Annotated in this window: 21 protein-coding genes; 10 read left to right on the top strand and 11 right to left on the bottom strand. The window is 37.8% G+C overall.

Annotated elements, in window-relative coordinates:
• Nucleotides 1-43 precede the first annotated feature (43 nt).
• The 8 genes from ACJRPK_RS01400 to hemA all read right to left on the bottom strand — a co-directional run bounded on the left by ACJRPK_RS01400 (nt 44) and on the right by hemA (nt 10,497).
• Nucleotides 44-3,247, bottom strand: a complete 3,204-nt coding sequence (locus ACJRPK_RS01400; RefSeq protein WP_407138093.1) for a M36 family metallopeptidase — start codon at nt 3,245-3,247, stop codon at nt 44-46.
• A 1,132-nt stretch (nt 3,248-4,379) separates the two neighbouring features.
• Nucleotides 4,380-5,282: an oxygen-dependent coproporphyrinogen oxidase gene (gene hemF, locus ACJRPK_RS01405; RefSeq protein ID WP_407138094.1), complete on the bottom strand. Its 903-nt coding sequence runs from the start codon at nt 5,280-5,282 to the stop codon at nt 4,380-4,382.
• Between the two features lie 20 nt (nt 5,283-5,302).
• Entirely contained in the window at nt 5,303-6,091 is a 789-nt protein-coding gene (locus tag ACJRPK_RS01410) for an EI24 domain-containing protein (RefSeq protein ID WP_407138095.1), read from the bottom strand.
• A gap of 9 nt (nt 6,092-6,100) precedes the next feature.
• The gene (locus ACJRPK_RS01415; RefSeq protein ID WP_407138096.1) at nt 6,101-6,589 is read right to left on the bottom strand and encodes a DUF6973 domain-containing protein; all 489 of its coding nucleotides are present in this window, start codon (nt 6,587-6,589) and stop codon (nt 6,101-6,103) included.
• Nucleotides 6,589-7,614: a uroporphyrinogen decarboxylase gene (hemE, locus tag ACJRPK_RS01420; protein ID WP_407138097.1), complete on the bottom strand. Its 1,026-nt coding sequence runs from the start codon at nt 7,612-7,614 to the stop codon at nt 6,589-6,591. Before hemE ends, ACJRPK_RS01415 begins: the two co-directional genes overlap by 1 nt.
• A gap of 33 nt (nt 7,615-7,647) precedes the next feature.
• A complete protein-coding gene (locus ACJRPK_RS01425; protein ID WP_407138098.1) occupies nt 7,648-8,304 on the bottom strand; it encodes a uroporphyrinogen-III synthase in 657 nt (218 codons plus the stop codon).
• Nucleotides 8,305-8,323: 19 nt separating this feature from the next.
• Complete coding sequence (hemC, locus tag ACJRPK_RS01430; protein ID WP_407138099.1) at nt 8,324-9,244, bottom strand: hydroxymethylbilane synthase; 921 nt, start codon at nt 9,242-9,244, stop codon at nt 8,324-8,326.
• A gap of 2 nt (nt 9,245-9,246) precedes the next feature.
• Nucleotides 9,247-10,497, bottom strand: coding sequence for a glutamyl-tRNA reductase (gene hemA, locus ACJRPK_RS01435; RefSeq protein ID WP_407138797.1), 1,251 nt, complete (start codon nt 10,495-10,497; stop codon nt 9,247-9,249).
• 203 nt (nt 10,498-10,700) lie between these two features.
• Between hemA and ACJRPK_RS01440 the strand changes: the two genes are divergently transcribed.
• Nucleotides 10,701-11,591, top strand: coding sequence for a helix-turn-helix transcriptional regulator (locus ACJRPK_RS01440; RefSeq protein ID WP_407138100.1), 891 nt, complete (start codon nt 10,701-10,703; stop codon nt 11,589-11,591).
• A gap of 3 nt (nt 11,592-11,594) precedes the next feature.
• On the opposite strand, the gene ACJRPK_RS01445 is transcribed toward ACJRPK_RS01440, so the two are convergent.
• Nucleotides 11,595-11,774 carry a hypothetical protein gene (locus ACJRPK_RS01445; protein ID WP_407138101.1) on the bottom strand — a complete coding sequence of 60 codons (180 nt, stop codon included), beginning with the start codon at nt 11,772-11,774 and terminating at the stop codon, nt 11,595-11,597.
• 220 nt (nt 11,775-11,994) lie between these two features.
• Between ACJRPK_RS01445 and hemH the strand changes: the two genes are divergently transcribed.
• From hemH to nadD, 8 genes are all read left to right on the top strand, one after another.
• On the top strand, nt 11,995-13,029 hold the full coding sequence (gene hemH, locus ACJRPK_RS01450) for a ferrochelatase (RefSeq protein WP_407138102.1): 1,035 nt from the start codon (nt 11,995-11,997) through the stop codon (nt 13,027-13,029).
• Nucleotides 13,029-14,420 carry an MATE family efflux transporter gene (locus ACJRPK_RS01455; RefSeq protein ID WP_407138103.1) on the top strand — a complete coding sequence of 464 codons (1,392 nt, stop codon included), beginning with the start codon at nt 13,029-13,031 and terminating at the stop codon, nt 14,418-14,420. The genes hemH and ACJRPK_RS01455 overlap by 1 nt, the downstream gene beginning before the upstream one ends.
• Before the next feature lie 123 nt (nt 14,421-14,543).
• Nucleotides 14,544-17,654, top strand: coding sequence for a VPS10 domain-containing protein (locus ACJRPK_RS01460; RefSeq protein WP_407138104.1), 3,111 nt, complete (start codon nt 14,544-14,546; stop codon nt 17,652-17,654).
• 24 nt (nt 17,655-17,678) lie between these two features.
• The gene (locus tag ACJRPK_RS01465) at nt 17,679-18,230 is read left to right on the top strand and encodes a CopD family protein (RefSeq protein WP_407138105.1); all 552 of its coding nucleotides are present in this window, start codon (nt 17,679-17,681) and stop codon (nt 18,228-18,230) included.
• A gap of 31 nt (nt 18,231-18,261) precedes the next feature.
• Complete coding sequence (locus ACJRPK_RS01470; RefSeq protein ID WP_407138799.1) at nt 18,262-18,756, top strand: GNAT family N-acetyltransferase; 495 nt, start codon at nt 18,262-18,264, stop codon at nt 18,754-18,756.
• Nucleotides 18,757-18,850: 94 nt separating this feature from the next.
• Nucleotides 18,851-19,708 (top strand): YicC/YloC family endoribonuclease, encoded by an 858-nt coding sequence (locus tag ACJRPK_RS01475; RefSeq protein WP_407138106.1) that lies wholly within the window; start codon nt 18,851-18,853, stop codon nt 19,706-19,708.
• A 55-nt stretch (nt 19,709-19,763) separates the two neighbouring features.
• Nucleotides 19,764-20,333, top strand: coding sequence for a guanylate kinase (gmk, locus tag ACJRPK_RS01480; RefSeq protein ID WP_407138107.1), 570 nt, complete (start codon nt 19,764-19,766; stop codon nt 20,331-20,333).
• A gap of 28 nt (nt 20,334-20,361) precedes the next feature.
• A complete protein-coding gene (gene nadD / locus ACJRPK_RS01485) occupies nt 20,362-20,946 on the top strand; it encodes a nicotinate (nicotinamide) nucleotide adenylyltransferase (protein ID WP_407138108.1) in 585 nt (194 codons plus the stop codon).
• 51 nt (nt 20,947-20,997) lie between these two features.
• Here nadD and ACJRPK_RS01490 read toward each other — a convergent pair whose 3' ends face one another.
• Both ACJRPK_RS01490 and ACJRPK_RS01495 read right to left on the bottom strand, forming a co-directional pair.
• On the bottom strand, nt 20,998-21,777 hold the full coding sequence (locus tag ACJRPK_RS01490; protein WP_407138109.1) for an enoyl-CoA hydratase/isomerase family protein: 780 nt from the start codon (nt 21,775-21,777) through the stop codon (nt 20,998-21,000).
• 87 nt (nt 21,778-21,864) lie between these two features.
• Nucleotides 21,865-23,322: a PAS domain-containing sensor histidine kinase gene (locus ACJRPK_RS01495; RefSeq protein ID WP_148781846.1), complete on the bottom strand. Its 1,458-nt coding sequence runs from the start codon at nt 23,320-23,322 to the stop codon at nt 21,865-21,867.
• 103 nt (nt 23,323-23,425) lie between these two features.
• On the opposite strand from ACJRPK_RS01495, the gene ACJRPK_RS01500 reads away from it, so the two are divergent.
• The gene (locus tag ACJRPK_RS01500; protein WP_407138110.1) at nt 23,426-25,111 is read left to right on the top strand and encodes an ABC transporter ATP-binding protein; all 1,686 of its coding nucleotides are present in this window, start codon (nt 23,426-23,428) and stop codon (nt 25,109-25,111) included.
• The last annotated feature ends 36 nt before the right edge of the window (nt 25,112-25,147 follow it).

Here is a 25,147-nt window from a genome sequence, read left to right on the forward strand (position 1 = left end):
CCGCCTTTTTAGGCGGTCTTCTTAATGAATTTAAAAGTTAAATCTATTCTATTATAAATCGTTGGGTTTCTCCCTGAATGTTTAGTAAATACATTCCAGTTTTAAGGTTGCCAACATCAATAGTGCTATTACTATTCAATGTACCTCTAGCAACTATTCGTCCAAACAAATTCATTATTGAATAAGAGTTTTTAGCAGTTTTAGGATTTTCCATTGTAATCTGCAACATCCCCCCTCTTTTAAGTGGGTTCGGAGCAATAGTGAAACCATCCATGTCGTTTTCATCCTCGTCTCCGTATATCGGAGTTTTTGGTCCGAAATCTGCTACTACAGCAGCCGATCCGCCGCATGACCCTTCATAGATCTTAACATTAGTAAAGGTTGAATTATTTCCTGATCCTGCATCATTATCATTAATAAACACTAATCGATCCATATTTCCTGTATAGAAACTACCTACTGGAATTATATATGTGGTAGTTCCGCCAGAATAATTGTCATAATTAGTTATTCCGTAATTCTGAGTACCATGAACTTTGATTACCCTTGTAGAAGTCAAGGTATTATCATTTTCAAAAGCAATTCCATGTATTTCACCTTGAGAAGTACTACTAAAATCAAACTCTATCACAGTATTTGCAGTGACGGTATAATTGAGAGCAATATACTTCCAAGTGTTGTTAGATAATGATAATCCATTACCAGAATTTACAATTGAGAAATTACCCGCCGCATCCTGAGTAGCAAACGAAGTGATACTAAAATTATTAAAATTAACCGACTCACACGTTGGATCCGGGACAATACTTCCATTAGAAATACTCAAATCATCGATACTTACATCCCCTTGCCAGCTCGTTCCGGTAACGGTATTAAGACGCAATTGTACACTAGCATTTCCTGCATAAGCAGAAAGATCAACATTAGCGGTATTCCAGCCAGCTCCTTGCGCTCCTGTTCTAGTAAATACACTGGTCCAATCTCCTGTATTATCCGTTCTGGCTTCTACAGCTAACGTACCTACAGCATTACCCACCATATGGTATTGGAAGCTTAATACTGGTGTAGATAATCCGCTGAAATTCAAACACGGTGAGTTTAAAATAGCTCTTTTATTAGGAAATCCATTTCCGTTTCCAGAAGCTTCTACATAAATATAAGAAGTGCCATCAGCAGCACTACTAGGTCCTGTTCCTGTTGATGGAGTACTATTAGAATTTATAGTCCAATCTAAATCATCTCCAGATGCTTGAGACCAGACACCAATATTTCCTTCAAAGCTCTCGCTGTATGGAAATGAAGCTACATCTCCAGAACACTCATCTCCACCTGGTCCAGGTCCACCGCCATCACAAGGATTAACAAAAGATACTGTTTGGTCAGTTTGTTGATTACTACCGCCATTATTATTTTCATCGGCATCTTGCCCCACACCGCGCTCAGCAAATGCTTTCCAGATAATACATGAATATTGACCACCATATAAATCTTGATCCGCCTGAAGGATCCCATCTCGACCAGATACAAATCCAGGATTGTTTGCTGTATTTTTTAATCCTTCTATGACTAGAGCCATAGCAATGTTGTTACCACCTGTTCCATTATAAAAATCAGGATCAAATCCTTTGGCATCAATTAAACCCCAAGTCATATCCCATAATATAGTAGCGAACGCATATCCAACACCGTGAGGTCTTGCTAATCCTCCTATATCTGCATAGTCTGTATTGTTGACAGATCTGTCAATAGAATATGGAGTAGGGCGTATCCCGTCTCCATTTGTTGGTTGATTAAGTGCATATGTACCTATTCCTCTAGAGTCTGTTCCAGAATCTCCAGCTTTCATCGTAAGCATTAAACCAAACCAATCAGACCATCCTTCACCCATTTGTTCAGAACCTCCTAAAGTGTTAGAAGATGGACCCCCTACCAATCTTATAGAAATACCGTGACCATATTCGTGGGCAATAATTCCATTATCTAAATCGCCATCTCTATCAGGATTTGGGCTCGTCCAAAGAAACATTTGCATTCTTGGATTACCACCATCACCTGGTGTTGCAAAATTTGCATTGTTACTTCCGCTTCCATCTTGCGCATCTGCATTTACAGAGTCACCTCCTACACCACCTTTTCCGTAGTTGTTTTCTTGAAAGTTTCCACTCGCTTCATTAAATCCATATTGATAAAAAACATCGTGCATGATATTATTCCAATAAAAAAGATTTGTTATTGCAGCATCATCATATGTTGCAGGTGCTTGGGTAAGATTTATTGGAAAATTAAAGTCTAAGCTACTTCCTCCGTCCGGAGAAAATCCTGTACCATTATTTCCATTTCTATCTTCTTGCGCCCAAACATTGTTACCTCTAGTAATGGTATATTCTGCCCCTGCACTCCCGTTAGTATCATGCCATCCAAATGGAGATGCACTGGAGTTTGCCGGATCGGTTACTACAGAACGGTTACCATGACTGGGACTTTCTATTGGCATTGCGTATACATTATAGGAATCGGGAGCAAGTGCTGCGGTTGCTTCTGCTTCGGTCGGAACTGTTGGAAAGTTATTATCCAATAGTACAGACTCATCATGATTATGTATTTCATGATCTGGCGTGCCAAAATTACAAGTGATCACCCAATCTTCAGTATATAAAATTTCACCTGAAGATGCATCTACATTGGCATTCCACCAATGCTGACCATCCTTCTCGTATATGCTAACATGCCATGTTAATATTAGTTGATCATCATTTTTGAGATAAACCTGCTTGGCCTTTATAGGTTCTAGAGAAATTCCAGAATCTTCATAAACAAAAGCATCATTTGATCTGCTCATTGACCTTGATAACTTGGGCGAGCCTAGATTATGAGCTTTTGCTACATTCATAATGGCTCCTTCAGCCGAAAAAGAGCTCCTTGATGTAGTAACTTTCGATTTTAAGCCTTTTACAAATTGATCAATCTCCCATGTGACTTGATCGTTGTTTTTAACAGTAAGCTTATAAGTTGCATACTGGATAGGGATCCCTTGATAATACTGCTGTACATATACATGCTGAATTTCAGGGTTTAGAGAAGGGACTACATTGGTCACTTTCCATTCTGAGACATCTTCGGCTGTCATAGCCGATTTAGCTGTTACGTTGTTGAAATGGCTTTGAACGACACCATCCATGATACTTTGTGCAAGTATCGACTGCCCTATAAATAGATTTAATAAGACAAAGAAGTACATTTTTTTCATAAGTGTATGAGTTTTAAATTTGTGTTAACTAAAATTAACGAAATTATCAACATATCACACATAAAACATTTTTAGTGAATAATATTTAACAATTTGGCGTTTTTGTTGAATTTTTAATAAAAATAAAAAACATGGTTATTCTAGAATATCATATCGGGTGTCAACCTATGAAAATACTAGGGTTCTTAAAACATTTAGAAATATTTTCGTGTATGCACTGATAATCAAAAGAATAACTATCCCTTTTTACAATTACGGGATACCTGTAGCTTTTTTTTAAAACTTTTAAGGTAAAAATGTATTTTGATCATTACACTAGATCATTTTGATTAACCAGATTACCAAAAAATTAAACAATTTATTCTAACACGCATTTAATTTTGTTTAGGCATCTTTAATTTTAGGACAAAACAAATTCTGAGTATTTCATAAGTTTTTGTGTCCTTATACTATTGATACCATGGATGGTACAGATCTGATATTTTCGCTCTCCCTTTGACCATTTTTTTTGACTGAAATAGTAGCGATTATTATAGCGTATAGTACTGTTAACTTGTAAAATGAAAATAATACTGTAGAAAACTTTGTAAAATTGGGTGTCAGGACACATAAAAGACAATTACACCATCGAATCTGAATATCTATCTATAGATAAACCCAATCTATGGAACCTCCATACAATTCATGGAACCTGACACCGCCATTCGTAGTTTTGAGGCAAAAGAAGGTTTGTGAAAGGTTATTAATCATTTTAAGTTTGAAGTTATTCTAAAAACCTCCAAGTGATATAGATGCAGTCGACTATATCCTATGAAGCAAAGGTTTAGCGATTTTTCTTTTATATTTGAGTAAGCATAAACTTGGATTTTTTTAGTAAAAAATACATTAGTACTTCGGATATCCTGAAGTAATGATATGGACTTAAATCAATCACAAATGAAAAAAATAATCTAGCCCCGAAAAATTCCTGTAATTTGCGAATTAACAAAACTGAATGTTTTAACCTTAACAAAAACCTACAAAAGAAAATATTTCAAAATAAAAGATTACGCTCAAAGACAAGAGGCTTTGCCTTTACTTAAAAAAATTTCCATAATAGTAAAAAGCCCTGATTTTATTTAATAGAAGACACTTACACCCAATCCAGAGGATTTGTAAGCACTTCAACCAATCGGGCTTCTTCACTCCCCGGTTCCGGGTGGTGATTGTAATGCCATTGCACCCGTGGTGGCAGACTCATTAAAATACTTTCGATTCTACCATTTGTTTTAAGACCAAATAAGGTTCCTTTATCGTGCACTAGGTTAAACTCCACGTAGCGTCCTCTGCGTACTTCTTGCCAATCCCGTTGCTCTTTTGTATAGGCTTGTTCTTTACGTCGCTCTACTATCGGAATATAAGCTTCCAGAAAACTGTCACCAACTGTGGTTACAAAATCATACCATTGCTCCATTGACATGCTATCTGTCGCTTTGCAATAGTCAAAAAATAGCCCGCCTACACCTCTGCCCTCACTTCGATGAGGATTATAAAAATAGGTGTCGCACTTCTGCTTATATTCTGCATAAAAATCAGGGTCATGCGCATCACAAGCAGTCTTACAAATAGTATGAAAATGTGTTGCATCTTCATCAAATAAATAATAAGGCGTTAAATCCTGTCCGCCACCAAACCAACTATCCACAATAGTTCCTGACTTATCATACATTTCAAAATATCTCCAGTTCGCATGTACCGTGGGAACCATCGGGTTTTTTGGATGCAGCACCAACGATAAACCACAAGCAAAAAAATCAAGATCTCCTACCTTAAAATACGATTGCATAGCCGGAGGCAAGGCTCCGTGTACACCAGAAATATTAACCCCACCCTTTTCAAAAACAGCACCATTTTCAATAACACGTGTACGTCCGCCACCGCCTTCCGGTCGTTCCCATAGATCTTCTTTAAATTTGGCTACACCATCGAGTTGCTCAAGTTGTGAGGTAATAGTGTCTTGTAAATCTTGAATGTATTGATAAAATCGTTCTTTCATCCTCCTTTTTAATTGCTTTTCTATTTATTTTGTAGTGTATCCACCGTAGTATTTGTGGCTATGTTAATCAGGTTTTCTTTTTGTAACAGTTTGACCATCTCGGTAGTAGCTGCAACTACGGCTATTGGTAAGGTAATGATAAATCCCAGCACCGGTATAAACAACATCGCTATAAAAACAGCGCCATTACCCATGGCTGTTCCTCGATTTTTTTTCACAAAACGTAGGCTTTCCTTGTAGCCGAAATGCCGTTCCATCGTATAATCCATATTACCAAAACCAACATAATACGCTTGCATGATAAAAATCAAGAACGTTCCTATTATACCAATCACCGGTATAAAACTAAGTATGAGTAAAGGGATCATAAACAATAATTCCTTCAGTAAGTTTCTCATATTGATTCGTAAGCCACGAATAAGTTGTGCTGCAAACGATGTTTTACGGTGATTATGATGAGCAGTCCCCGTCATGTAGGCTTCTATCTTTTCAGAAACCGGACTCATAAACGGTGCAGATAAAGCCATCACCACATGCTTATAGAGAATAAGTCCCACTGCAAAAACCAACAATCCGCCGATAAAAGTACTGACCGATAAAAATCCTTCTGCACCCCACTCCCAAATCCATGCTTTGGCAATAAATCTTCCTATCGGAGCTGATGCGAAATATGCAGCGGTAAAAAACAACGCTCCAGTAAAAAAACTAATTAGAATAGGAACAAAGAAATATTTCCATAACTTGAGCTTTGACAACAGGTTTAACGCGTTGCCATATGCCGATATTCCGCTAAAAAATTGTTTAATCATACAATTACTTTAAGATGCTATATACACTAGTTCACCTTCAAAGTTAACAATATTTTTGGCATCTGATACTGGTTTAGCCTCTTGAGTCATGCGTTGTAAAGATTCAATTGCATCTGTCCTAGTTTGCATAGGATGCCCCGCAAACAACATCCGCCCGATCTTATTATTATGCAAGTCCATAGCGGTGTCTAATTCTTCGTTGGGAGCTAAGCGTTCGTGTAAATCGGTCACACGTTCTGCCCAACCTTCAGCTTTTTCTGTGTTTTTGGACTTCTGATAGACATATCTACAAAGTAGCAAGTTCCACAATGCATGCCTAAACGCATTGGCCTTACCATTTTTGTGGTGCAGATCACCGTAGCGCTTATTGCAAATTCTTAAGGTTTCTTGCGTTGCTTTCAACGTTGGAAAAACATATAATGGATGTCGCATCATTAACCAGGCTAAACGCACCAATTGATTCAAGTCAAACCGTCGTATGAGTTCCCAGGCGGTCATTACGCACCATAGGCTTTTACAGCATCTACAAAGGCGCGAGCATTTGCTACCGGAATATTAGGTAAAATTCCATGGCCCAGGTTAGCGATATACCGATCTTTACCAAACTCATTGATCATTTGTGTTACCATTTTTTTGATTTCGCTCGGGGGCGAAAGTAAACGTGAAGGATCAAAATTACCTTGTAAGGTGATATTGCCGCCGGTTAAATATCTTGCATTTTTAGGCGAACAGGTCCAATCCACACCCAAAGCTGCAGCGCCTGATTTTGCCATATCCTGTAAAGCAAACCAGCATCCTTTTCCAAAAACAATAACCTGCGTCTCGTCTTTTAAGGCATCAATAATCTGCTGAATGTATTGCCACGAAAACTCCTTATAATCGGTGGGACTTAACATCCCTCCCCAGCTGTCAAAGACCTGTACGGCATCCACACCACTGGCAACTTTTGCTTTTAAATAAGCGATGGTGGTATCTGTAATTTTTTGTAATAAAGCATGTGCAGCTACAGGTTGTGTAAAACAGAATTCTTTAGCTTTATCAAAATTTTTGGACCCTTGCCCTTGGACTGCATAGCACATGATGGTCCAGGGGGAACCAGCGAAGCCGATAAGCGGAACACGATTCGCTAAACGCTCCTTCGTCATTTTGATAGCCTCCATAACATAACCTAATTCTTCATGTACATCAGGCACTATTACCTGATCGACATCTTTTACGGATCGAATGGGATTAGGTAACCATGGTCCAACACCTTCTTTCATCTCCACCTCAATATTCATTGCTTGCGGAATCACCAAAATATCACTAAAAAGTATGGCGGCATCCGGACCAATAATATCGATCGGCTGTACCGTTATTTCTGACGCCAACTCCGGGGTACGACATCGGGTGAAAAAGTCATACTTTTCTTTGATCGCCATAAATTCTGGCAAGTAGCGCCCTGCCTGACGCATCATCCATACAGGGGGTCGTGATACTGTTTCTCCTTTTAAGGCTTTTAGAAATAAATCATTTTCTATCATAACGTACTATTTCCGAAGGTGTCGGTGTTTATATTAATTATTTTTTATTTTTAACTGCTTGATTGCAGTGACTATTACATTTTCGACCGTAGTTTTGTTAGCAACTATGGTAGTTTGAAAAAATTGTTCGGCTGCTGTGGCAGTCGTTTTTCCGATGCAACAAGCAATAGCATTTCCTGCATTATTTGTATTCATATAGCTCTGTACTCCTGAAGGACTAAAAAATAAAATACAATCAAAAGTTCGAGAAAAAGTTTTGAATTGTAATTCAGTTCTATACACTGTTACTTCATTAAAAGCTACTGATTGTAACCTAAGATGCTTTGGCAATTCATCTCTTCTTAGATCTCCGCAAAAAAAAGTAAAAGCTTCTTTTGCATAACTATTTGAAATTTTCTGTGCCAACAGTAGTGCATTGTCTTCAACTTCGACTACCTTAAAACCATGCAAACTTAAAAGCTCTTTGGTTGTATTCCCAACACAAAAACAGTTTTCGATAGTAAGATTTGTGTTTAAAATCGCTTTTATCGCATTTTTACTCGTAAATATCGCATTTTTCAAAGAGGTTTGTTGCAGTTCAACAGCTAAAGGTTGTATCGCAATGGCATCATAATGGACTAATCCATGTCCCGAACCGAGCAATAATTCTTTTTGAGCAGGGGTTAATATTTTAGTTGATAGAAGGGTCACAGCGAAGAATCAATACTATTTATTTAGAAGTGGATAGTGTGTTTTTAATCGAACGCATTAAATCTGCTCCTCCGCTAGTCAAAATCTCATCTGCACATCGCGCACCAAAACCTTTACTATCAGATATAGCGATGGTTTTATCGACGACAAACTTCTGCGTTCCATCCAAACTAAATAAGGCTCCTTTGAATACTAAGGTTTCTCCGTCTAACTGCGCAAGTGCCCCAATCGGCGCAGTACAACCACCTTCAAGACGTCTTAGAAATTCGCGCTCCACCTGGACGCATTGCTGTGTGTTCTCATCATTCAAATTTGCCAACGCCTCGCGACAATATGCATCCTCTTGCTTAGCCACGACCAACATAGCACCTTGTGCAGGCGCCGGAATCATCCAATCTAAATTGATAAAATTATCAGGCTTCAAATTAATGCGTTCTAAGCCCGCAGCGGCAAAAATAGCACCGTTCCAAGTATTTGATTTCAACTTTTGCATTCTGGAATTTACATTCCCTCTCAAATCAACAACCTCGTGTTTTGGATATTTGTGCAGCCATTGTGCTCTTCTGCGTAGGCTACCCGTTGCGATAAGACCCTCATCTGCTAGAAAATCGAGCCCTTTATGCACCAAAATATCGTGTACATTTGCTCTTGGTAATACTGCTGCTTCTACAATTCCCTGAGGCAATTGCGTAGGCACATCCTTCATGGAGTGTACTGCAATATCCACGGTATCATTGAGCATGGCAACATCCAATGTTTTAGTGAAAATTCCTGTAATACCTAACTCGTATAAGGGTTTGTCTAACACCAAATCTCCTGTAGATTTCACAGGAACAAGCTCGGTTTTATATCCTAATGCTTTTAACTGGGATTGCACTGTAGTAGCTTGCCATAGTGCTAATTCACTATCTCGTGTACCGATGCGTATCGTTTTGGTCAAAATTATCTGTTTTGTAAGTGAAATACCCTCTGAATCAATTCAATACTGTCATCTGCAGAGATGCTGTCATCTTTGAGATGATTCGCAAAATGGTTCGTGATTTTTTGAATAATTCGATCGCTTATCAAATCAGCTTGTTCTTGATTAAAGTTTGCCAATTTTTTACGCTGTTGATCAATTTCAACTTCTTTTAAGGTGGTCAGCTTATGTTTTAATGCTTTTATTGTAGGTGCAAATTTTCTGGTTTCTAACCAACTATCAAACTCAACCTTTACCTCATCGATGATTTTTTCTGCATGAGGGATATGTTTTTTTCGTCGTTCCAATGTATCATCTGTAATTTTTGAAAGATGATCTAAATGTATTAGGGTTACGTTAGATAACTCGCGAACATCTTCAGATACATTTTTAGGAATTGATAAGTCTAAAATCAATAATGGCTTGGTTGCATGTATGAGGTGCTTAGAAATCGTGGGATGCTGCGCACCGGTCGCTACAATCATAATGTCAGAACTTTTAATTTCTGCCTGAATGTTAGCATAATCTTTTACTACCAAATTGAATTTTCCTGCAATTTTTTCAGCTTTCCCTTTAGTTCTATTGATCAATATTATGTGATCATTTTTGGTATGTTTGATAAGATTTTCGCAGGTGTTCCTACCTATCTTACCAGTTCCAAATAAAAGTATATTCTTATTTGATATATCTGTTACATTTTTGAGAATGTACTGAACTGAAGCAAAAGATACAGAAGTAGCTCCCGAAGAAATTTCGGTTTCATTTTTAATTCGCTTACTTGCCTGAATAACAGCATTAATTAAACGTTCCATAAAAGGATTCGCCAATTGCATCTTCTTAGAAGTTTTGAAACTAAGTTTTAACTGACTTATAATCTCAAAATCTCCAAGTATTTGACTATCCAGACCCGTTCCCACTTTAAACAAATGAGAAATTGCTTTAGCGTTTTTATGTACGTAAGCAACTTTCTCAAACTCTTCAACCGTACCATGTGTATGCTCGCAGAGTAACTTAATTAATTGAAAGGGATGCTGTGCAAAACCATATAATTCAGTTCTGTTACATGTAGAGGTTACAAGCAAGGCTTCTACACCTTCTTCTTTTGCTTGTTTTAAAATAGCTATCTTTGCTTCTTCATTGATACTGAAATGACCACGTATCTCTTCGTCAGCTTTTTTATAGCTTAAACCAATAGTATAAAAATTTGTTCCTTTAGCTCGTAGGTGAGGCTCCATCCAAATTGTTGTAAATTTTTCCACCACAAAAATATTCTACTGTCCTGATAAAAAATAACGCCAAGGGTTTTATTAATAACGCCAAGCGTTATTTTAGTCCATTACACACGTGATAAGCCCAAAATTCCTTATTTTTGTAGGGTTACAAACTATTTCTTTTGCAACAGTTTAGATCAATTCTAAATAAATTAAAAAATATTTTTATGGAAATAGAACTCAAAAATAACGCTGCAGGGATTCTTGAAGAAATCAAAATTGAAGAGGGTTTTTACATACTTAAATCCCAGAATGAGACCGCTGATCATCAAACAGTTATACGAGAAATCGACAGTAGTTTTATCCAATTTCATTTTTGCATCAAAGGTGCGATGAAATTTAATTTCAACAATGGAAGTTATGCTATTAGTCTATCTGAAGATAAAGCCTTACTTCTTTATAATCCACAACGGGATCTACCGCTAAACATTGACATCGATAAAGAGTCGTGGTTGATTTCTGTTTTGATTTCTATTAAAAAATTTCATTCTCTTTTTTCCGCCGAAGCTGATTATATTCCTTTTTTAGGCGAAGGTAATCGCGATAAGAAATACTATTCTGATAGTGACTTAAGCCCATCGATGTCTGTCGTTCTAAATCAGATTATGAATTTTAGTTTACATCCTTCAATCAAAACCTTATACTTAAAAGGAAAAGTATATGAGTTGCTCGGCCTATATTTCAATCGTCCTGAAGATGCAGATATAGAGCAATGTCCTTTTCTGGTTGATGAGGAAAACGTTCTCAAAATAAGAAGAGCCAAAGATATCATTATAGCACGCATGTCTGAGCCTCCAACCTTGCAAGAGCTCTCTAATGAAATTGGTTTGCCATTAAAAAAGTTGAAAGAGGGCTTTAAACAAATCTATGGCGAACCTGTATATAGTTTTCTATTTGATTATAAAATGGAAGTCGCCAGACAATTGCTTGCCACCGGAGGACACAATGTAAACGAAGTCGGCTTAAAAGTTGGATATAGCACTGCTAGCCACTTTATAGCAGCGTTTAAAAAGAAATTTGGCACTACACCAAAAAAATATGTCATGAATCTCGGGTAATCTTTAGTCAAGTAACTCAGTACTTGGGATCCCTATTCCTTTTTGTAAAGACACAATAGAATCATACATTCCTCTAGCATCCTCATCGGCATCAGCCATGACAGATACAAACTCGAACTGATTCAATAATTCAAGAATAAACGGAAGTTTATCTTTCTCGACATCTACAATTATACGTTTCATCATTTGCTTTTTAAGTTCACCTAAAAATACTAAAAAATTGATAATGCTGGATTTTCTTTATCCGTATTTAACGATTTCTTATAAGGATCGAAGCAATTTTGTGAGTTTTCAAAAAACATTTTAGAAGCTATACTCTATTGCACTATTACAAAGTCTTATGATATTTTTATAAGCCATACCTTGCGAAGTTCGTATTTTTGTGAAGCTTAAAAAAATAACTATGAGTAAAGGAGTTTTACTGGTTAATCTAGGTTCACCGGATAGTACTGATCCCAAAGACGTAAAAAAGTACCTTGGAGAATTTTTAATGGATCCAAGAGTTATTGATGTACCTACCTGGGCACGTACTTTATTAGTTAAAGGCATTATTCTTAACACACGTCCTAAAAAATCTGCCGAAGCCTACCAAAAAATATGGTGGAAAGAAGGCTCTCCTTTAATTGTACTATCTCAACGTTTGCAAGAGAAAGTTTCAAGTTTTAGTGATGTCCCTATAGGATTAGCAATGCGTTATGGAAAAATGAATATTAAAGATGGTCTACAACAATTGAATGATCAGGGTGTTGACGAGGTTTTAATCGTCCCACTCTATCCTCAATTCGCCATGGCTACTACAGAAACTATTTTGGTGCTCGCAGAAGAATTACGTAAAGAGTTTTTTCCTCATATGCGCTTTTCTGATCTACCGCCTTTTTATAATAATGAAGCTTACATAAAAGTATTGGCTAAAAGTATTGCCGAGCAATTAGAAAACTTAGACTACGAACATCTCTTGTTTTCTTACCACGGCGTACCTGAACGTCACATAAGAAAGAGTGATGTTACCAAATCTCACTGTAAAATTGACGGGAGTTGTTGTCAAACAGCCTCTGCAGCTCATCAATTCTGTTACAGACACCAATGTTATGAAACCACACGATTGGTTGCCGAAGAACTGCAGTTGAAACCTGATACATTTTCTACTTCCTTTCAGTCAAGATTAGGTTTTGATCCATGGTTACAACCGTATACCGATCGCACCATTGAACGAATGGGGAAACAAGGCGTTAAGAAAATGGCAATTGTTACCCCGGCTTTTGTATCTGACTGTCTGGAAACACTTGAAGAGATAGCTATGGAAGGAGAAGAAATTTTTCATGAGGTTGGTGGTAAAGAATTTACTACGATTCCTTGCCTAAACGACCGGGATGATTGGGCGCAAACACTATCTTCATGGATCAATGAATGGGCTGAAGTAAAAACTGAACTTGCATAATGGCAAAAGTCTCCTCTGAAGCACTCGGGCAGGAACCTATAGGATCATTATTGATCAAACAAGCTTTGCCGGCTTCAATCGGGATTTTAGTCATGTCCTTAAACATTTTGATCGACTCTATATTTGTCGGTAATTGGATAGGATCCATTGCTATTGCAGCAATTAATGTAGTCTTACCGGTATCTTTTTTTATCGCAGCTTTGGGAATGTCTATCGGCATAGGAGGGTCTAGTATCATATCAAGAGCTCTTGGGTCTAATCAAAAAGAAAAAGCCTTACGTACGTTTGGAAACCAGATTACTCTGACTTTTATATGTACAATTTCTCTTGTTATTGTCGGACTCTATTTTATAAATGATATCATTCCGCAATTTGGCGGTAAAGGTGATATTTTTGATCCTGCAAAAATCTACTACACCATTGTACTATACGGTGTGCCAATTCTTGGGTTCGCCATGATGGGCAATACGGTTATTAGAGCAGAAGGAAAACCAAAGTTTGCTATGATCGCCATGATCATTCCTACTGTTGGTAATCTGCTTATGGACTATGTTTTTATTAATCTCATGGATATGGGTATGCATGGAGCGGCTTGGGCAACTACTATTTCATATACTTTATGCTTTAGTTTTATTGCCTGGTTTTTCTTCTCAAAACATTCAGAACTTAAAATTAGCATTCGTCATTTGCGTTTAGATCGATCAATAGTTTCTGAAATCGCTTCTTTGGGCGGCGTAACTTTGGCACGTCAGGCTGTTGTAAGTATTACCTACCTGTTGATGAACAATATACTTTTTGATCTTGGGCAAGAAGCTTTAGTTGCAGTTTACGCTATTATTGGCAGAATGTTAATGTTCGCTCTGTTCCCCGTTTTTGGAGTTACGCAAGGTTTTTTACCCATAGCAGGGTATAATTACGGGGCCCTGCGTTTTCAACGGGTACGAGAAAGTATCAATACCGCTATTTTATATGCTTCAATAGTTGCCACTATAGTGTTTATTGGTCTTATGACCTTTCCGACAGAAATCACCTCTCTCTTCATAAGTACTAACGAAGACATGTCTGCAAAAGAGCTCGCACTCAATAACTTTGTTTTATCACATACCGCCGAACCTATGCGCTGGGTATTTGCCGCCACGCCTATTATTGCTCTGCAACTCATCGGAGCTGCTTATTTTCAAGCGATCGGTAAAGCTATTCCCGCCTTGTTACTCACACTTTCACGACAAGGATTCTTTTTTATCCCGTTACTCTTAATTTTACCCAACTATTATGGAGAATTAGGTGTTTGGATTTCATTTCCAATTGCAGACGTTTTAGCGACCATTGTAACCGGATATTTCTTAAATCGAGAAGTACGTAAAAAACTATTAGTTCGACCAGCTACCTGAGATTTTTTTTGAGTCGCCCAAGAAACGCAGTATTTTTTTATTAAAATAATATTAAATCCTTACTTTTAGCTAAGAATTTATAATTAATAGACATCTCCTCGAGATCTACAATACTTTTATTTTATGTTTTCACATGTTTTAAAAACTATCTGCCTTCTTTTTTGTGCACTGATTTTTATTCATACCAGTCACTCTCAAGACATTGACCCTAAATATTATGAAGGTCTTGACTACAGGCTTATTGGACCTTTCAGAGGAGGAAGAAGTGCCGCTGTAACCGGAGTGCCGGGCAAACCAAATCTTTTCTATTTTGGTGCTACCGGCGGTGGTGTTTGGAAAACCACAGATGGCGGTCGTACTTGGGAAAATATTTCGGATGGTTATTTTGGAGGTTCTATAGGTGCCATCACAGTAGCAAAAAGTGATCCTAATGTCATCTACGTGGGGGGTGGAGAAAAAACCTTACGTGGTAATGTCTCTTCAGGATACGGAGTTTGGAAAAGTGTAGATGCCGGCAAAACATGGAAAAAATCAGGCCTGCCTAAAAGCAGACATATTCCCAGAATCAGTGTACATCCTACAAATCCTGACATAGTGTATGCTGCCGTTTTAGGGAATATATACAAGGCTACCGAGGAACGCGGAGTTTATAAAAGTACCGATGGAGGTGAAAATTGGAAAAAAGTCCTTTTTGCCAATGAAGATGCAGGTGCTGTAGATTTAATTCTGGATCCCAATAACCCACGAATACTCTATGCCTCTACCTGGAACGCCAGACGTACACCTTACAGTTTAAGTTCTGGTGGTGAGGGTTCTACCTTGTGGAAAAGTACAGACAGCGGAAAAACATGGAACGATCTATCCAAAAATAAAGGATTTGCCAAAGATACCTTAGGTATTATCGGAGTCACAGTATCCCCTGTTGATAGCGAACGTGTTTGGGCTATTGTTGAAAACAAAGAAAAAGGTGGCGTTTATCGCAGTGATGATGGAGGTACTACTTGGAGTCTTATAAACAGCGACCGAAGTTTACGACAACGGGCTTGGTATTATACCAGAATCTATGCTGATCCGGCTGACAAGGATATAGTGTACGTAGTTAATGTTTCCTATCATAAGAGTAAAGACGGAGGTAAAAATTTTAGTAGCTACCGAGCGCCACATGGAGATCATCATGATCTATGGATTGCTCCAGAAAACCCGAAACGCATGATTATAGGGGATGATGGGGGTGCACAAGTTACATATGACGGCGGAGAAACCTGGAGCACTTACCATAATCAACCTACAGCACAATTTTACAGAGTTACCACCGATAATCATTTTCCATATCGTATTTATGCTGCTCAACAGGACAATTCAACAATACGCATCAACCATCGCAGTAGCGGGAATGCAATCACCGAAGATGACTGGGAAGAAACAGCAGGTGGCGAATCTGCTCATATCGCAGTGGATCCTACAAACAATGATATTGTCTATGGAGGTAGTTATGATGGTTTTCTTACCCGCGTCAATCACAAAACCGGGTCTGTACGATCGGTGAGTGTGTGGCCGGATAATCCGATGGGACATGGTGCCGAGGACATGAAATATCGTTTCCAATGGAATTTCCCTATTCTGTTTTCTAAACATAATCCTAAAAAATTATATACCTTTTCTAATCATGTACATGTAACCGAAAATGAAGGACAGAGCTGGGAGGTACTAAGTCCGGATCTCACGCGTAATGATCCAACAAAATTAAAATCTTCCGGTGGTCCGATTACACAAGATAATACATCGGTTGAATATTATTGTACAATCTTTGCCGCTGCCGAAAGCCCGTTGAAAGAAGGTTTATTATGGACAGGGAGTGACGATGGATTAATTCATGTGAGTAAAGATGGCGGTAAAAACTGGAAAAATGTGACACCGAAGGGATTGCCCGAATGGACAATGATTAACAGTATAGAACCTAGCGCATTTGATGAAGGGACTTGTTATATTGCAGGTACCCGTTATAAATCAGGAGATTTTGCGCCCTACCTATACAAAACCACAGATTTTGGTCAAAATTGGATCAAAATTGTTGAAGGTATCGCTCCAGAACATTTTACACGTGTGCTACGAGAAGATCCTAAACGTAAGGGATTATTATACGCTGGTACAGAAACCGGTATGTACATCTCTTTTAATAACGGAAAACTATGGAAACCTTTTCAATTGAATCTTCCTATTGTACCTATTACCGACTTGACTATCAAAAATAATAATTTGATCGTTGCCACTCAGGGTCGAAGTCTGTGGATTCTCGATGATCTTACGCTTTTACACCAACTCACTTCTGATATTCAGGAGAAGTCTATACATCTCTATCAACCTAAGCAAACAATTCGTATGGAGGGCCGTTCAAAAGAAGGGTCAAAAACCGAAGGAATGAATCATCCTTCTGGCGTGCTTACTTATTTTTATTTGGATACCTATGATGCTAAAAAAGACACCATTTCACTTACTTATTTTAACAAGAATAAAGATACACTCGCCACTTTTTCAAATCACGCAAAAGAGAAAAAAGATCAATTAAACCTGTCAGCAGGACTCAACACCTATTCATGGAATACCCGTGGTAAAGGCGCTAAAAAATTAGACGGCATGATCTTATGGTGGGCAAATCTGGATGGACCTAAGGCAGTTCCCGGTACCTATAATGTAACATTGAATAGAAACGGTAAGACCGAAGAATCATCAGAATTCTCTATTATTGCTGATCCAAGGACCGAGGCGACACCGGAAGCAATGCAAGCACAATATAGTTTTATAACAGATGTGAATAAAACAATTCATCGTGCGCATTCCTCTATCGAAAACATCCAGAAAATTAATAAAAAACTAAGTGCCTTTGAGAAACAGTATAAAAATGATACAAAGACCAAGGAACTTGTTGAAAAAGCTGCTGAGCTTCAGAAAAAGTTTTCAGCGATAGAAAAAGCTTTGTACCAGACAAAGAACAAGAGTGGACAAGATCCTCTGAATTTTCCCATAAAACTTACCAACAAATTAGGCCATCTTAATGCATTGGTCGGCATGGGAGACTTTGGTCCTACGGCTCAAGACGTGGCAGTAAAAAATGAATTAACTGAAAAAATAGAAGCGCAGTTGACAACATTCGATGCTTTAATAGAAAAAGAAATTGAAAGTTTTAATAAAGCTTTCAATACGTTGCAGCTTAAGTATCTATCGGTAAGTCAATAATATCAATCTAGCGTATCAAGCCAAATGTTAGAATACTATAATTACATAAAATCCCTGCACCTTATCTTTGTGATCACATGGTTTGCAGGGTTATTTTATATTCCCAGATTATTTGTTTATCAAATAGAAGCGTATCAAAAATCTGAGCCTGAACGGACAATATTAACAAGCCAGTTCAAGTTAATGACAAAGCGTCTTTGGTTTATAATCAGCTGGCCCTCCGCAATTTTGGCCACCGGATTTGCCATTTGGCTACTTGTTCTTATGCCGGGTTGGTTACAGGCACCATGGATGCATGTCAAGTTGGGATTTGTAGTTTTGTTGATTGGGTACCATCTAAAATGTCATCACCTCTACAAGCAACTACAACAGGATATTGTAAAATGGAGTTCGAACCAAATGCGGTTATGGAACGAAGGTTCAACCTTGATTCTTTTTTCGGTAATTTTTCTCGTGATTGTACGGGATGCTGTAAATTGGGTATACGGAGTCATCGGTATATTTTTATTAGCCATCATGTTGATGTTGGGAATTAAAATATACAAACGCATTCGAGAAAAAAATCCCGAAGCGTAATCTTTTCGGCAAGACATTACCCTCACTACATATTCGTGAAGCCCTATCAAGTGACGTAACAGCACTGTTGGCATTAAAAATGAACTACCTGCGCACTTCGCAAACAATTCCGCTGTACGTGGAGGAATACACCAATGACCGTCAAGCGGAAGCTGAATTAATTCTGCGATATCAAAAACAAGCAAACAGTTTATTGTTATTGGCTTATAGTGGTGATCAACTGGTGGGAAATATTGATATAACCGGTAACCAACGCCAAAAATTACAGCATACTGCAGTTGTCGGAATGGGTGTGCATACCGCTCACCATAACAAAGGCATAGGAACAGCCTTATTACAACAAACAATCCATTGGGCAAAAACAAACTCAATACTCAAAATTCTTTGGCTGGATGTATACAGTTCTAATTTTTCAGGTATTGCACTATATACTAAGCTAGGTTTTACGAAATGTGGAACTATTCCAGAATTTTTTAACGAATCTAGCGGGTATGTTGATAAGCATACCATGTATTTGAAGGTTTAGTATATAGACATTTGTTAAAACGGGGCTTAAACTCCTGTAATTCGTGGTACTTCGTGAGTTTTCCTTATCTTCGTGCAACTTTTAGCAAAATCTTATGATTAAATCAATGACAGGCTTTGGTAAAGCAGTCCTGCAATTACCTACAAAAAAAATTACCATCGAGGTTAAATCTTTAAACAGTAAAAACCTGGATCTTAATGCAAGAATACCTTCTCAATACAGAGAAAAAGAATTAGCAATGCGTAATACGATCGCTAAAACCTTGCAGCGTGGTAAAGTTGATTTTGGGCTTTATGTAGAGGTAACAGCCGAAGAAACTTCTACTCAGGTAAATGCTGCGGTAGTTAAAAATTACATGGAACAACTTCGCGCTATTCATAGCGGTGCTGATATGGAATTGATGAAAATGGCTGTTAGAATGCCGGATGCTTTAAAAGTTGAGCGTGAAGAAATCGATGAAACAGAGTACAAAGCAATCACAGATGCTTTAGCTACCGCACTTGTAGAGATTGAAAAATACAGAGAAGATGAAGGGAAAGTATTGGAAGAGGATTTTGTTAAACGGATAGAAAAAATAGCTGAGCTTCTTGAAAAAGTCATTGCGATCGATCCCGAACGTATTGATGCCGTACGAGAGCGCCTGCGCAAAGGTATCGCTGATTTGAAAGAAGCGGTGGATGAAAATCGTTTTGAGCAAGAATTGGTGTACTACATTGAAAAATTCGATATCACCGAAGAGAAAGTTCGTCTGAACAATCATTTAGAATATTTTACATCTACTTTAAATTCTGATGATTCGAATGGTAAAAAACTAGGCTTTATTACGCAGGAAATTGGCAGAGAAATTAATACTATTGGCAGCAAATCCAACTATGCTCCGATGCAACAACTGGTAGTTCAGATGAAAGATGAGCTAGAAAAAATCAAAGAACAATTACTGAATGTTCTTTAAGTCAAATAGCTCAAAATTACAGATCCCAACGATCAAACTTTAAAAATATATTTCAATGGAAGGAAAGCTAATCGTTCTTTCAGCACCCTCTGGTAGTGGTAAAACCACTTTAGTCAAATATTTATTAGCTCAAGAAGAGCTTAAATTAGGTTTCTCGATCTCTGCTGCCTCTAGGGAACCACGTGGTGCTGAGATTCATGGAAAGGACTACTATTTTCTCTCTCTGCGTGAATTCAAAGATAAAATTAAAGCCGAAGACTTCTTAGAATGGGAAGAAGTGTATCGAGATAGTTTTTATGGAACGCTTAAATCTGAAGTTCAGCGATTATGGGATAGTGGAAAACATGTTATTTTTGATATCGATGTTGTTGGCGGACTCGATATTAAAAGAATCTACCCGGATAGAACATTAGCTATTTTTGTAAAGCCTCCGAGTATTGAAGAGCTAAAAATTCGTCTCAAAAAGCGTAAAACAGAGTCCGAGGACAAAATTAATATGCGAGTAGCCAAAGCTTCTACAGAATTAGCAACTGCTCCGCAGTTTGATGCCATTATCACTAACGATGATTTGGTAAAAGCAAAAGCTGAAGTCTATCAATTAGTTAAAAAATTTCTCTTAGGATAGTTTTTAAAACTCGAGTATCTTTAAACATATGAAAAAAAAGATCGGACTGTATTTTGGCACGTTTAACCCTATTCATATCGGGCATTTGGCAATTGCAAATCATATGGCAGAATATTCCGATTTAGACGAAATCTGGTTAGTAGTTACTCCACATAATCCGTTTAAAAAGAAAACCTCCTTATTAGACAATCACCATAGGTTAGAAATGGTATTTCAAGCTACCGAAGGTTATGACAAACTTAAGCCAAGCGATATTGAGTTCAAATTACCTCAACCTAATTATACGGTAAATACCTTGGCCCATCTATTGGAGAAATATCCGGACTATTCGTTTAGCTTAATCATGGGCGAAGACAACTTGAAGAGTTTTCATAAATGGAAAAACTATGAAACTATTTTAGAACATCATAACATGTATGTGTATCCAAGAATCGCTGAAGGCAGGGTAGATAATCAATTTAAAGATCATCCAAAAATTCACCGTATTGCAGCACCTATTATGCAGGTTTCATCAACATTTATCAGAAAGGCGATCGCCGAAGGTAGAAACATTCAGCCTCTGCTGCCCCCTACTGTTTGGAACTATATTGATGAAATGAATTTTTATCGATAAACCCTTTCATCACAGTCCTATATAACGCACCGTGATGAAAAGATTATTATTTTATTTTCCCGGGAAATCTGCTTTTCTTTTTTCTAAAAATGCAGTAGTTCCTTCTTTAAAATCTTCGGTACCAAAACAGCTGCCAAAAGCTTCAACCTCTATATCAAATCCATTAATACCATCCTCATAACTGGCATTCACAGCTTTTATGGCTGCGCGTATAGCAACGGTAGAATTTCTCATGATCCTTGAAGCAATTTTTTCCGCCAACGGCAGCAAATCCTCCTGTGTGGTTACATGATTTACTAAACCATATTGAAGCGCTTGATTCGCATCGATCATACCTGCGGTCATAATCATTTCCATAGCTCTCCCTTTTCCCACTAATTGCGGTAAACGTTGTGTTCCTCCGTAACCCGGAATAACACCTAAAGAAACTTCCGGCAGACCCATCTTTGCTGTATCACTCGCTACTCTAAAATGAGCAGCCATTGCCAACTCTAACCCGCCGCCTAAGGCAAAGCCATTAATGGCAGCAATAACCGGTGTTCCCAAATTAGCTACAAAGTCAAAAAGTAATTCTTGCCCTTTTTTTGCTAATTTACCACCATCTGCAACAGAAAAATCAGCAAACTCCTTTATATCAGCTCCTGCTACAAAAGCTTTTTCACCACTTCCTGTGACAATAATCACTTTGACTTCGAGATTCTCATCAAAGGATTTGAAAGCGTCGTGAAGCTCTTGGATAGTGTCCTTGTTAAGCGCATTTAATTTTGAAGGACGATTAATGGTGATCCTTCCTAGATTATTTTGATGTTCTACGGAGATGTTTGTGTACATACTACTATTAATTTATTAAAAACGAATGGTGTATCGTTCCTGATATTTATCTTAGATTTATTACAGTAAAGCTACAAATATTTGTGGCTATTCTCGAGGGAACTTTACGATAAAAACGGTCCCTCTATGCTCCTGCGATGTAAAGGTAATACTTCCTTTATAGGTTTCCACAATATTTTTGACCATTCCTAATCCCAGTCCCATACCACTGGTTTTTGTAGTAAATTTTGGTTCGAAGATTTTTGTGATATTTTCCTCTGAGATACCTATACCATTATCAGAAACGGTTATAACCACCTTTTCTTCTTCGGTATAAACGTTTACCATTATCTTTGGGGTGCGATCATGTGGTATCGCCTGAATTGCATTTTTAACCAAGTTTGTAACTACACGAATAAGTTGCGTACGATCAAACTTAGCCACGATTTCTTCTTCCTCTGAAGGAAAAACGATATAATCTTCATTAAAAATATCTAACGCCAATCTTGTAATCTTAACTACATCAAGCATTTCGCTTTTTTGAGCAGGCATTTGAGCAAAATTTGAAAATGCTGATGCAATCGAGCTCATCGTGTCTATTTGTTGTATCAACGTTTTGCTGTACTCCTGAACTTTTTGACGGATATCCGGATCTGCAGGGTCGAATTTACGATCAAAACTCTGTACCGTAAGACGCATAGGGGTTAGCGGATTCTTAATCTCATGAGCCACCTGTTTTGCCATCTCTCGCCAAGCCGCTTCGCGTTCATTTTTGGCCAGTTTGACAGCACTTTCTTCCAATTCATCAATCATACTATTGTAGGCATCAACCAACGAATAGATTTCAGCACTGGCATTGCCAATGGCAATTCGTTTATTGCGTTTATCCAAGCGTGTTTGATCAATAGTATCTGAAATCGTTTTTAAGGATCTGGTAATATAATTTGATAAAAAATAAGCGATCGCAATAGCGATAAAAAGCATAAAAACATACACCTCTCCAAGACGCTTTAGGAATTCGAATAGCTCTTTAGAAAGTAAATCATCATCCTCCAGATACGGTAAATTTAAAATAGCCAAAGGTTTCGCTCTACTATCGGAAATATAGGTGTAGGAAGATCTAAATTTCTCTCCCTTTTTTTCGGATTTGATTAAGAAGCGTTTGTCATATAGCGAAGCCAACGTGTCAATAATAGTCGTGCTTAATTGTTTTGTTAGGGTATCCTCTATGAATGTTGCTTCAGAGCGTATCAGTAAATCCCCGGATAAATCATAAATATTAATCGGCATCCCATGCTCCTCAGAAATCTGATAAATTCGATCCCTCTCTCTAAAGATGGAGGTAACATTCTCTTCGTTTACCGGAAACGTTGTGCTGCGTAATGCATTATCAATCGCGATTTTGATACGTTCTTCTTTTCTTTCCAATCGGTCCTTGTGATAATCCTCGGCTTCTTCTTTATATTGGTAGATCGTTACCGCGGCAATTAGGATAGAAGCAATTAGAACCAGTAAAGTCATAGAGACAAAAATACGGGTACGCAAAGAAAGTTTAAGTAGCTTCATACAGAGAGTTAATGCCTAAATATAGCAATTATCACACCAAATTAACCAATTAATTAAATCACGATCTTATAGAAATTACTAACTTTACAGAAGCATTTATCTTATGAGTTCACCTAATCTTCTTAGTGTAAAAAATCTTTCTATAGCTTTTGCGGTAGATAACACGCAACGTCGCGTTATCGAAGATCTTTCATTTACCATTAAACGTAATGAAATTCTTGGTGTCGTAGGAGAATCTGGTAGTGGAAAATCCATCACCTCTCTTGCCGTTTTAGGATTACTGCCCAAAAACGCCACCGCTTCCGGTGAGATTTTATTTAACGGAGTCGCGCTTACACAATTGTCAAGTAAACAATTGAGCGATATTAGAGGAAATGAAATTGCCATGATCTTTCAGGAGCCCATGAGCTCGTTGAATCCTTCTATGCGATGTGGAAAGCAGGTGGCTGAAATATTACAAAGGCACACCGAACTGACACCAAAAGAAATAAAAAAGGAGGTACTATCCCTATTTAAAAAAGTACAGCTTCCTGATCCCGATAGAGCCTATACGGCTTATCCACATGAATTAAGCGGCGGACAAAAACAACGTGTTGTTATCGCTATTGCGATTGCGTGCAAACCTAAGTTACTAATCGCAGACGAACCCACCACCGCATTAGATGTTACAGTACAAAAAGAAATAATTGAGTTACTCAAAAGCTTACAGTTAGAGTACCAAATGAGTATCCTTTTTATCTCTCATGATCTTGCTTTAGTTTCAGAAATTGTGGATACTGTCTTAGTAATGTATCAAGGTAAAATGATAGAGTATGGATCTGTTCAAGAGGTTTTCAAAAACCCTAAAGAGGAATATACTCGTGCGTTGCTATACGCCCGACCTTCTCTAGACCAGCGACTTAAAAAACTGCCGACTATAAAAGATTATCTAAAAAAATCCACTTATACCACCGACATTGTCTCGACAGCAGCACGCAAGGAGCGTCATGCAAATTTGTATGCTCAACCTCCGTTGTTAGAAGTGATTGCATTAGAAAAGTGGTTTACATCTAATGATGGTTGGTTTCAAAAGAAGGTGGTAAAAGCTGTCAATAAGGTTAGCTTTTCTTTATATGAAGGAGAAACACTTGGATTAGTTGGAGAATCCGGTTGCGGAAAATCAACTTTAGGAAACACCATTCTACAACTTCATCGTGCTGATGCGGGTGAGATTTTTTACAAGGGTAAAGACATTACAAAGCTTTCATCTAGTGAATTGAGACTCTTGCGAAGAGAAATTCAGTTAATTTTTCAGGATCCGTTTGCCTCCTTGAATCCGAGACTTACAATTGGTGAAGCAATCATAGAGCCTATGAAGGCACACAATCTATACGAAAACGCTACACAGCGTAAAATAAAAACGTTGGAGCTATTAGAGCGTGTCGGTCTGGACGCTAGTCACTTTGATCGCTATCCACATGAGTTTAGTGGTGGGCAGCGACAACGTATTGGAATAGCTAGAACAATTGCTTTGTCTCCAAAACTTATTATTTGCGATGAATCTGTAAGCGCTTTAGATATATCTGTCCAAGCACAGGTGCTCAACTTATTAAATGAATTGAAAGATAACTTCGGGTTTTCTTATATTTTTATATCTCACGATTTAGCAGTAGTAAAATATATGTCTGATCAGCTGGTGGTCATGAATAACGGTCAGGTTGAAGAAATAGGTGATGCTGATGCAATCTATCAGAACCCAACCAAGGAATACACCAAAAAGTTAATTAACGCAATCCCTAAAGGAATATAAAAACATAAAAAAAACCTGTTGTTCTTAAAAGACAAC

This window comes from Aquimarina sp. 2-A2, assembly GCF_045505135.1.
Classification (GTDB): Bacteria; Bacteroidota; Bacteroidia; order Flavobacteriales; family Flavobacteriaceae; genus Aquimarina; species Aquimarina intermedia.

Excerpts from the sequence above, each read along its gene's own strand:
- ACJRPK_RS01400 (WP_407138093.1), bottom strand. The coding sequence starts at position 3,247 with ATGAAAAAAATGTACTTCTTTGTCTTATTAAATCTATTTATAGGGCAG.
- hemF (WP_407138094.1), bottom strand. The coding sequence starts at position 5,282 with ATGAAAGAACGATTTTATCAATACATTCAAGATTTACAAGACACTATT.
- ACJRPK_RS01410 (WP_407138095.1), bottom strand. The coding sequence starts at position 6,091 with ATGATTAAACAATTTTTTAGCGGAATATCGGCATATGGCAACGCGTTA.
- ACJRPK_RS01415 (WP_407138096.1), bottom strand. The coding sequence starts at position 6,589 with ATGACCGCCTGGGAACTCATACGACGGTTTGACTTGAATCAATTGGTG.
- hemE (WP_407138097.1), bottom strand. The coding sequence starts at position 7,614 with ATGATAGAAAATGATTTATTTCTAAAAGCCTTAAAAGGAGAAACAGTA.
- hemA (WP_407138797.1), bottom strand. The coding sequence starts at position 10,497 with ATGGAGCCTCACCTACGAGCTAAAGGAACAAATTTTTATACTATTGGT.
- ACJRPK_RS01440 (WP_407138100.1), top strand. The coding sequence starts at position 10,701 with ATGGAAATAGAACTCAAAAATAACGCTGCAGGGATTCTTGAAGAAATC.
- ACJRPK_RS01445 (WP_407138101.1), bottom strand. The coding sequence starts at position 11,774 with ATGAAACGTATAATTGTAGATGTCGAGAAAGATAAACTTCCGTTTATT.
- hemH (WP_407138102.1), top strand. The coding sequence starts at position 11,995 with ATGAGTAAAGGAGTTTTACTGGTTAATCTAGGTTCACCGGATAGTACT.
- ACJRPK_RS01455 (WP_407138103.1), top strand. The coding sequence starts at position 13,029 with ATGGCAAAAGTCTCCTCTGAAGCACTCGGGCAGGAACCTATAGGATCA.
- ACJRPK_RS01460 (WP_407138104.1), top strand. The coding sequence starts at position 14,544 with ATGTTTTCACATGTTTTAAAAACTATCTGCCTTCTTTTTTGTGCACTG.
- ACJRPK_RS01465 (WP_407138105.1), top strand. The coding sequence starts at position 17,679 with ATGTTAGAATACTATAATTACATAAAATCCCTGCACCTTATCTTTGTG.
- ACJRPK_RS01475 (WP_407138106.1), top strand. The coding sequence starts at position 18,851 with ATGATTAAATCAATGACAGGCTTTGGTAAAGCAGTCCTGCAATTACCT.
- gmk (WP_407138107.1), top strand. The coding sequence starts at position 19,764 with ATGGAAGGAAAGCTAATCGTTCTTTCAGCACCCTCTGGTAGTGGTAAA.
- nadD (WP_407138108.1), top strand. The coding sequence starts at position 20,362 with ATGAAAAAAAAGATCGGACTGTATTTTGGCACGTTTAACCCTATTCAT.
- ACJRPK_RS01490 (WP_407138109.1), bottom strand. The coding sequence starts at position 21,777 with ATGTACACAAACATCTCCGTAGAACATCAAAATAATCTAGGAAGGATC.
- ACJRPK_RS01495 (WP_148781846.1), bottom strand. The coding sequence starts at position 23,322 with ATGAAGCTACTTAAACTTTCTTTGCGTACCCGTATTTTTGTCTCTATG.
- ACJRPK_RS01500 (WP_407138110.1), top strand. The coding sequence starts at position 23,426 with ATGAGTTCACCTAATCTTCTTAGTGTAAAAAATCTTTCTATAGCTTTT.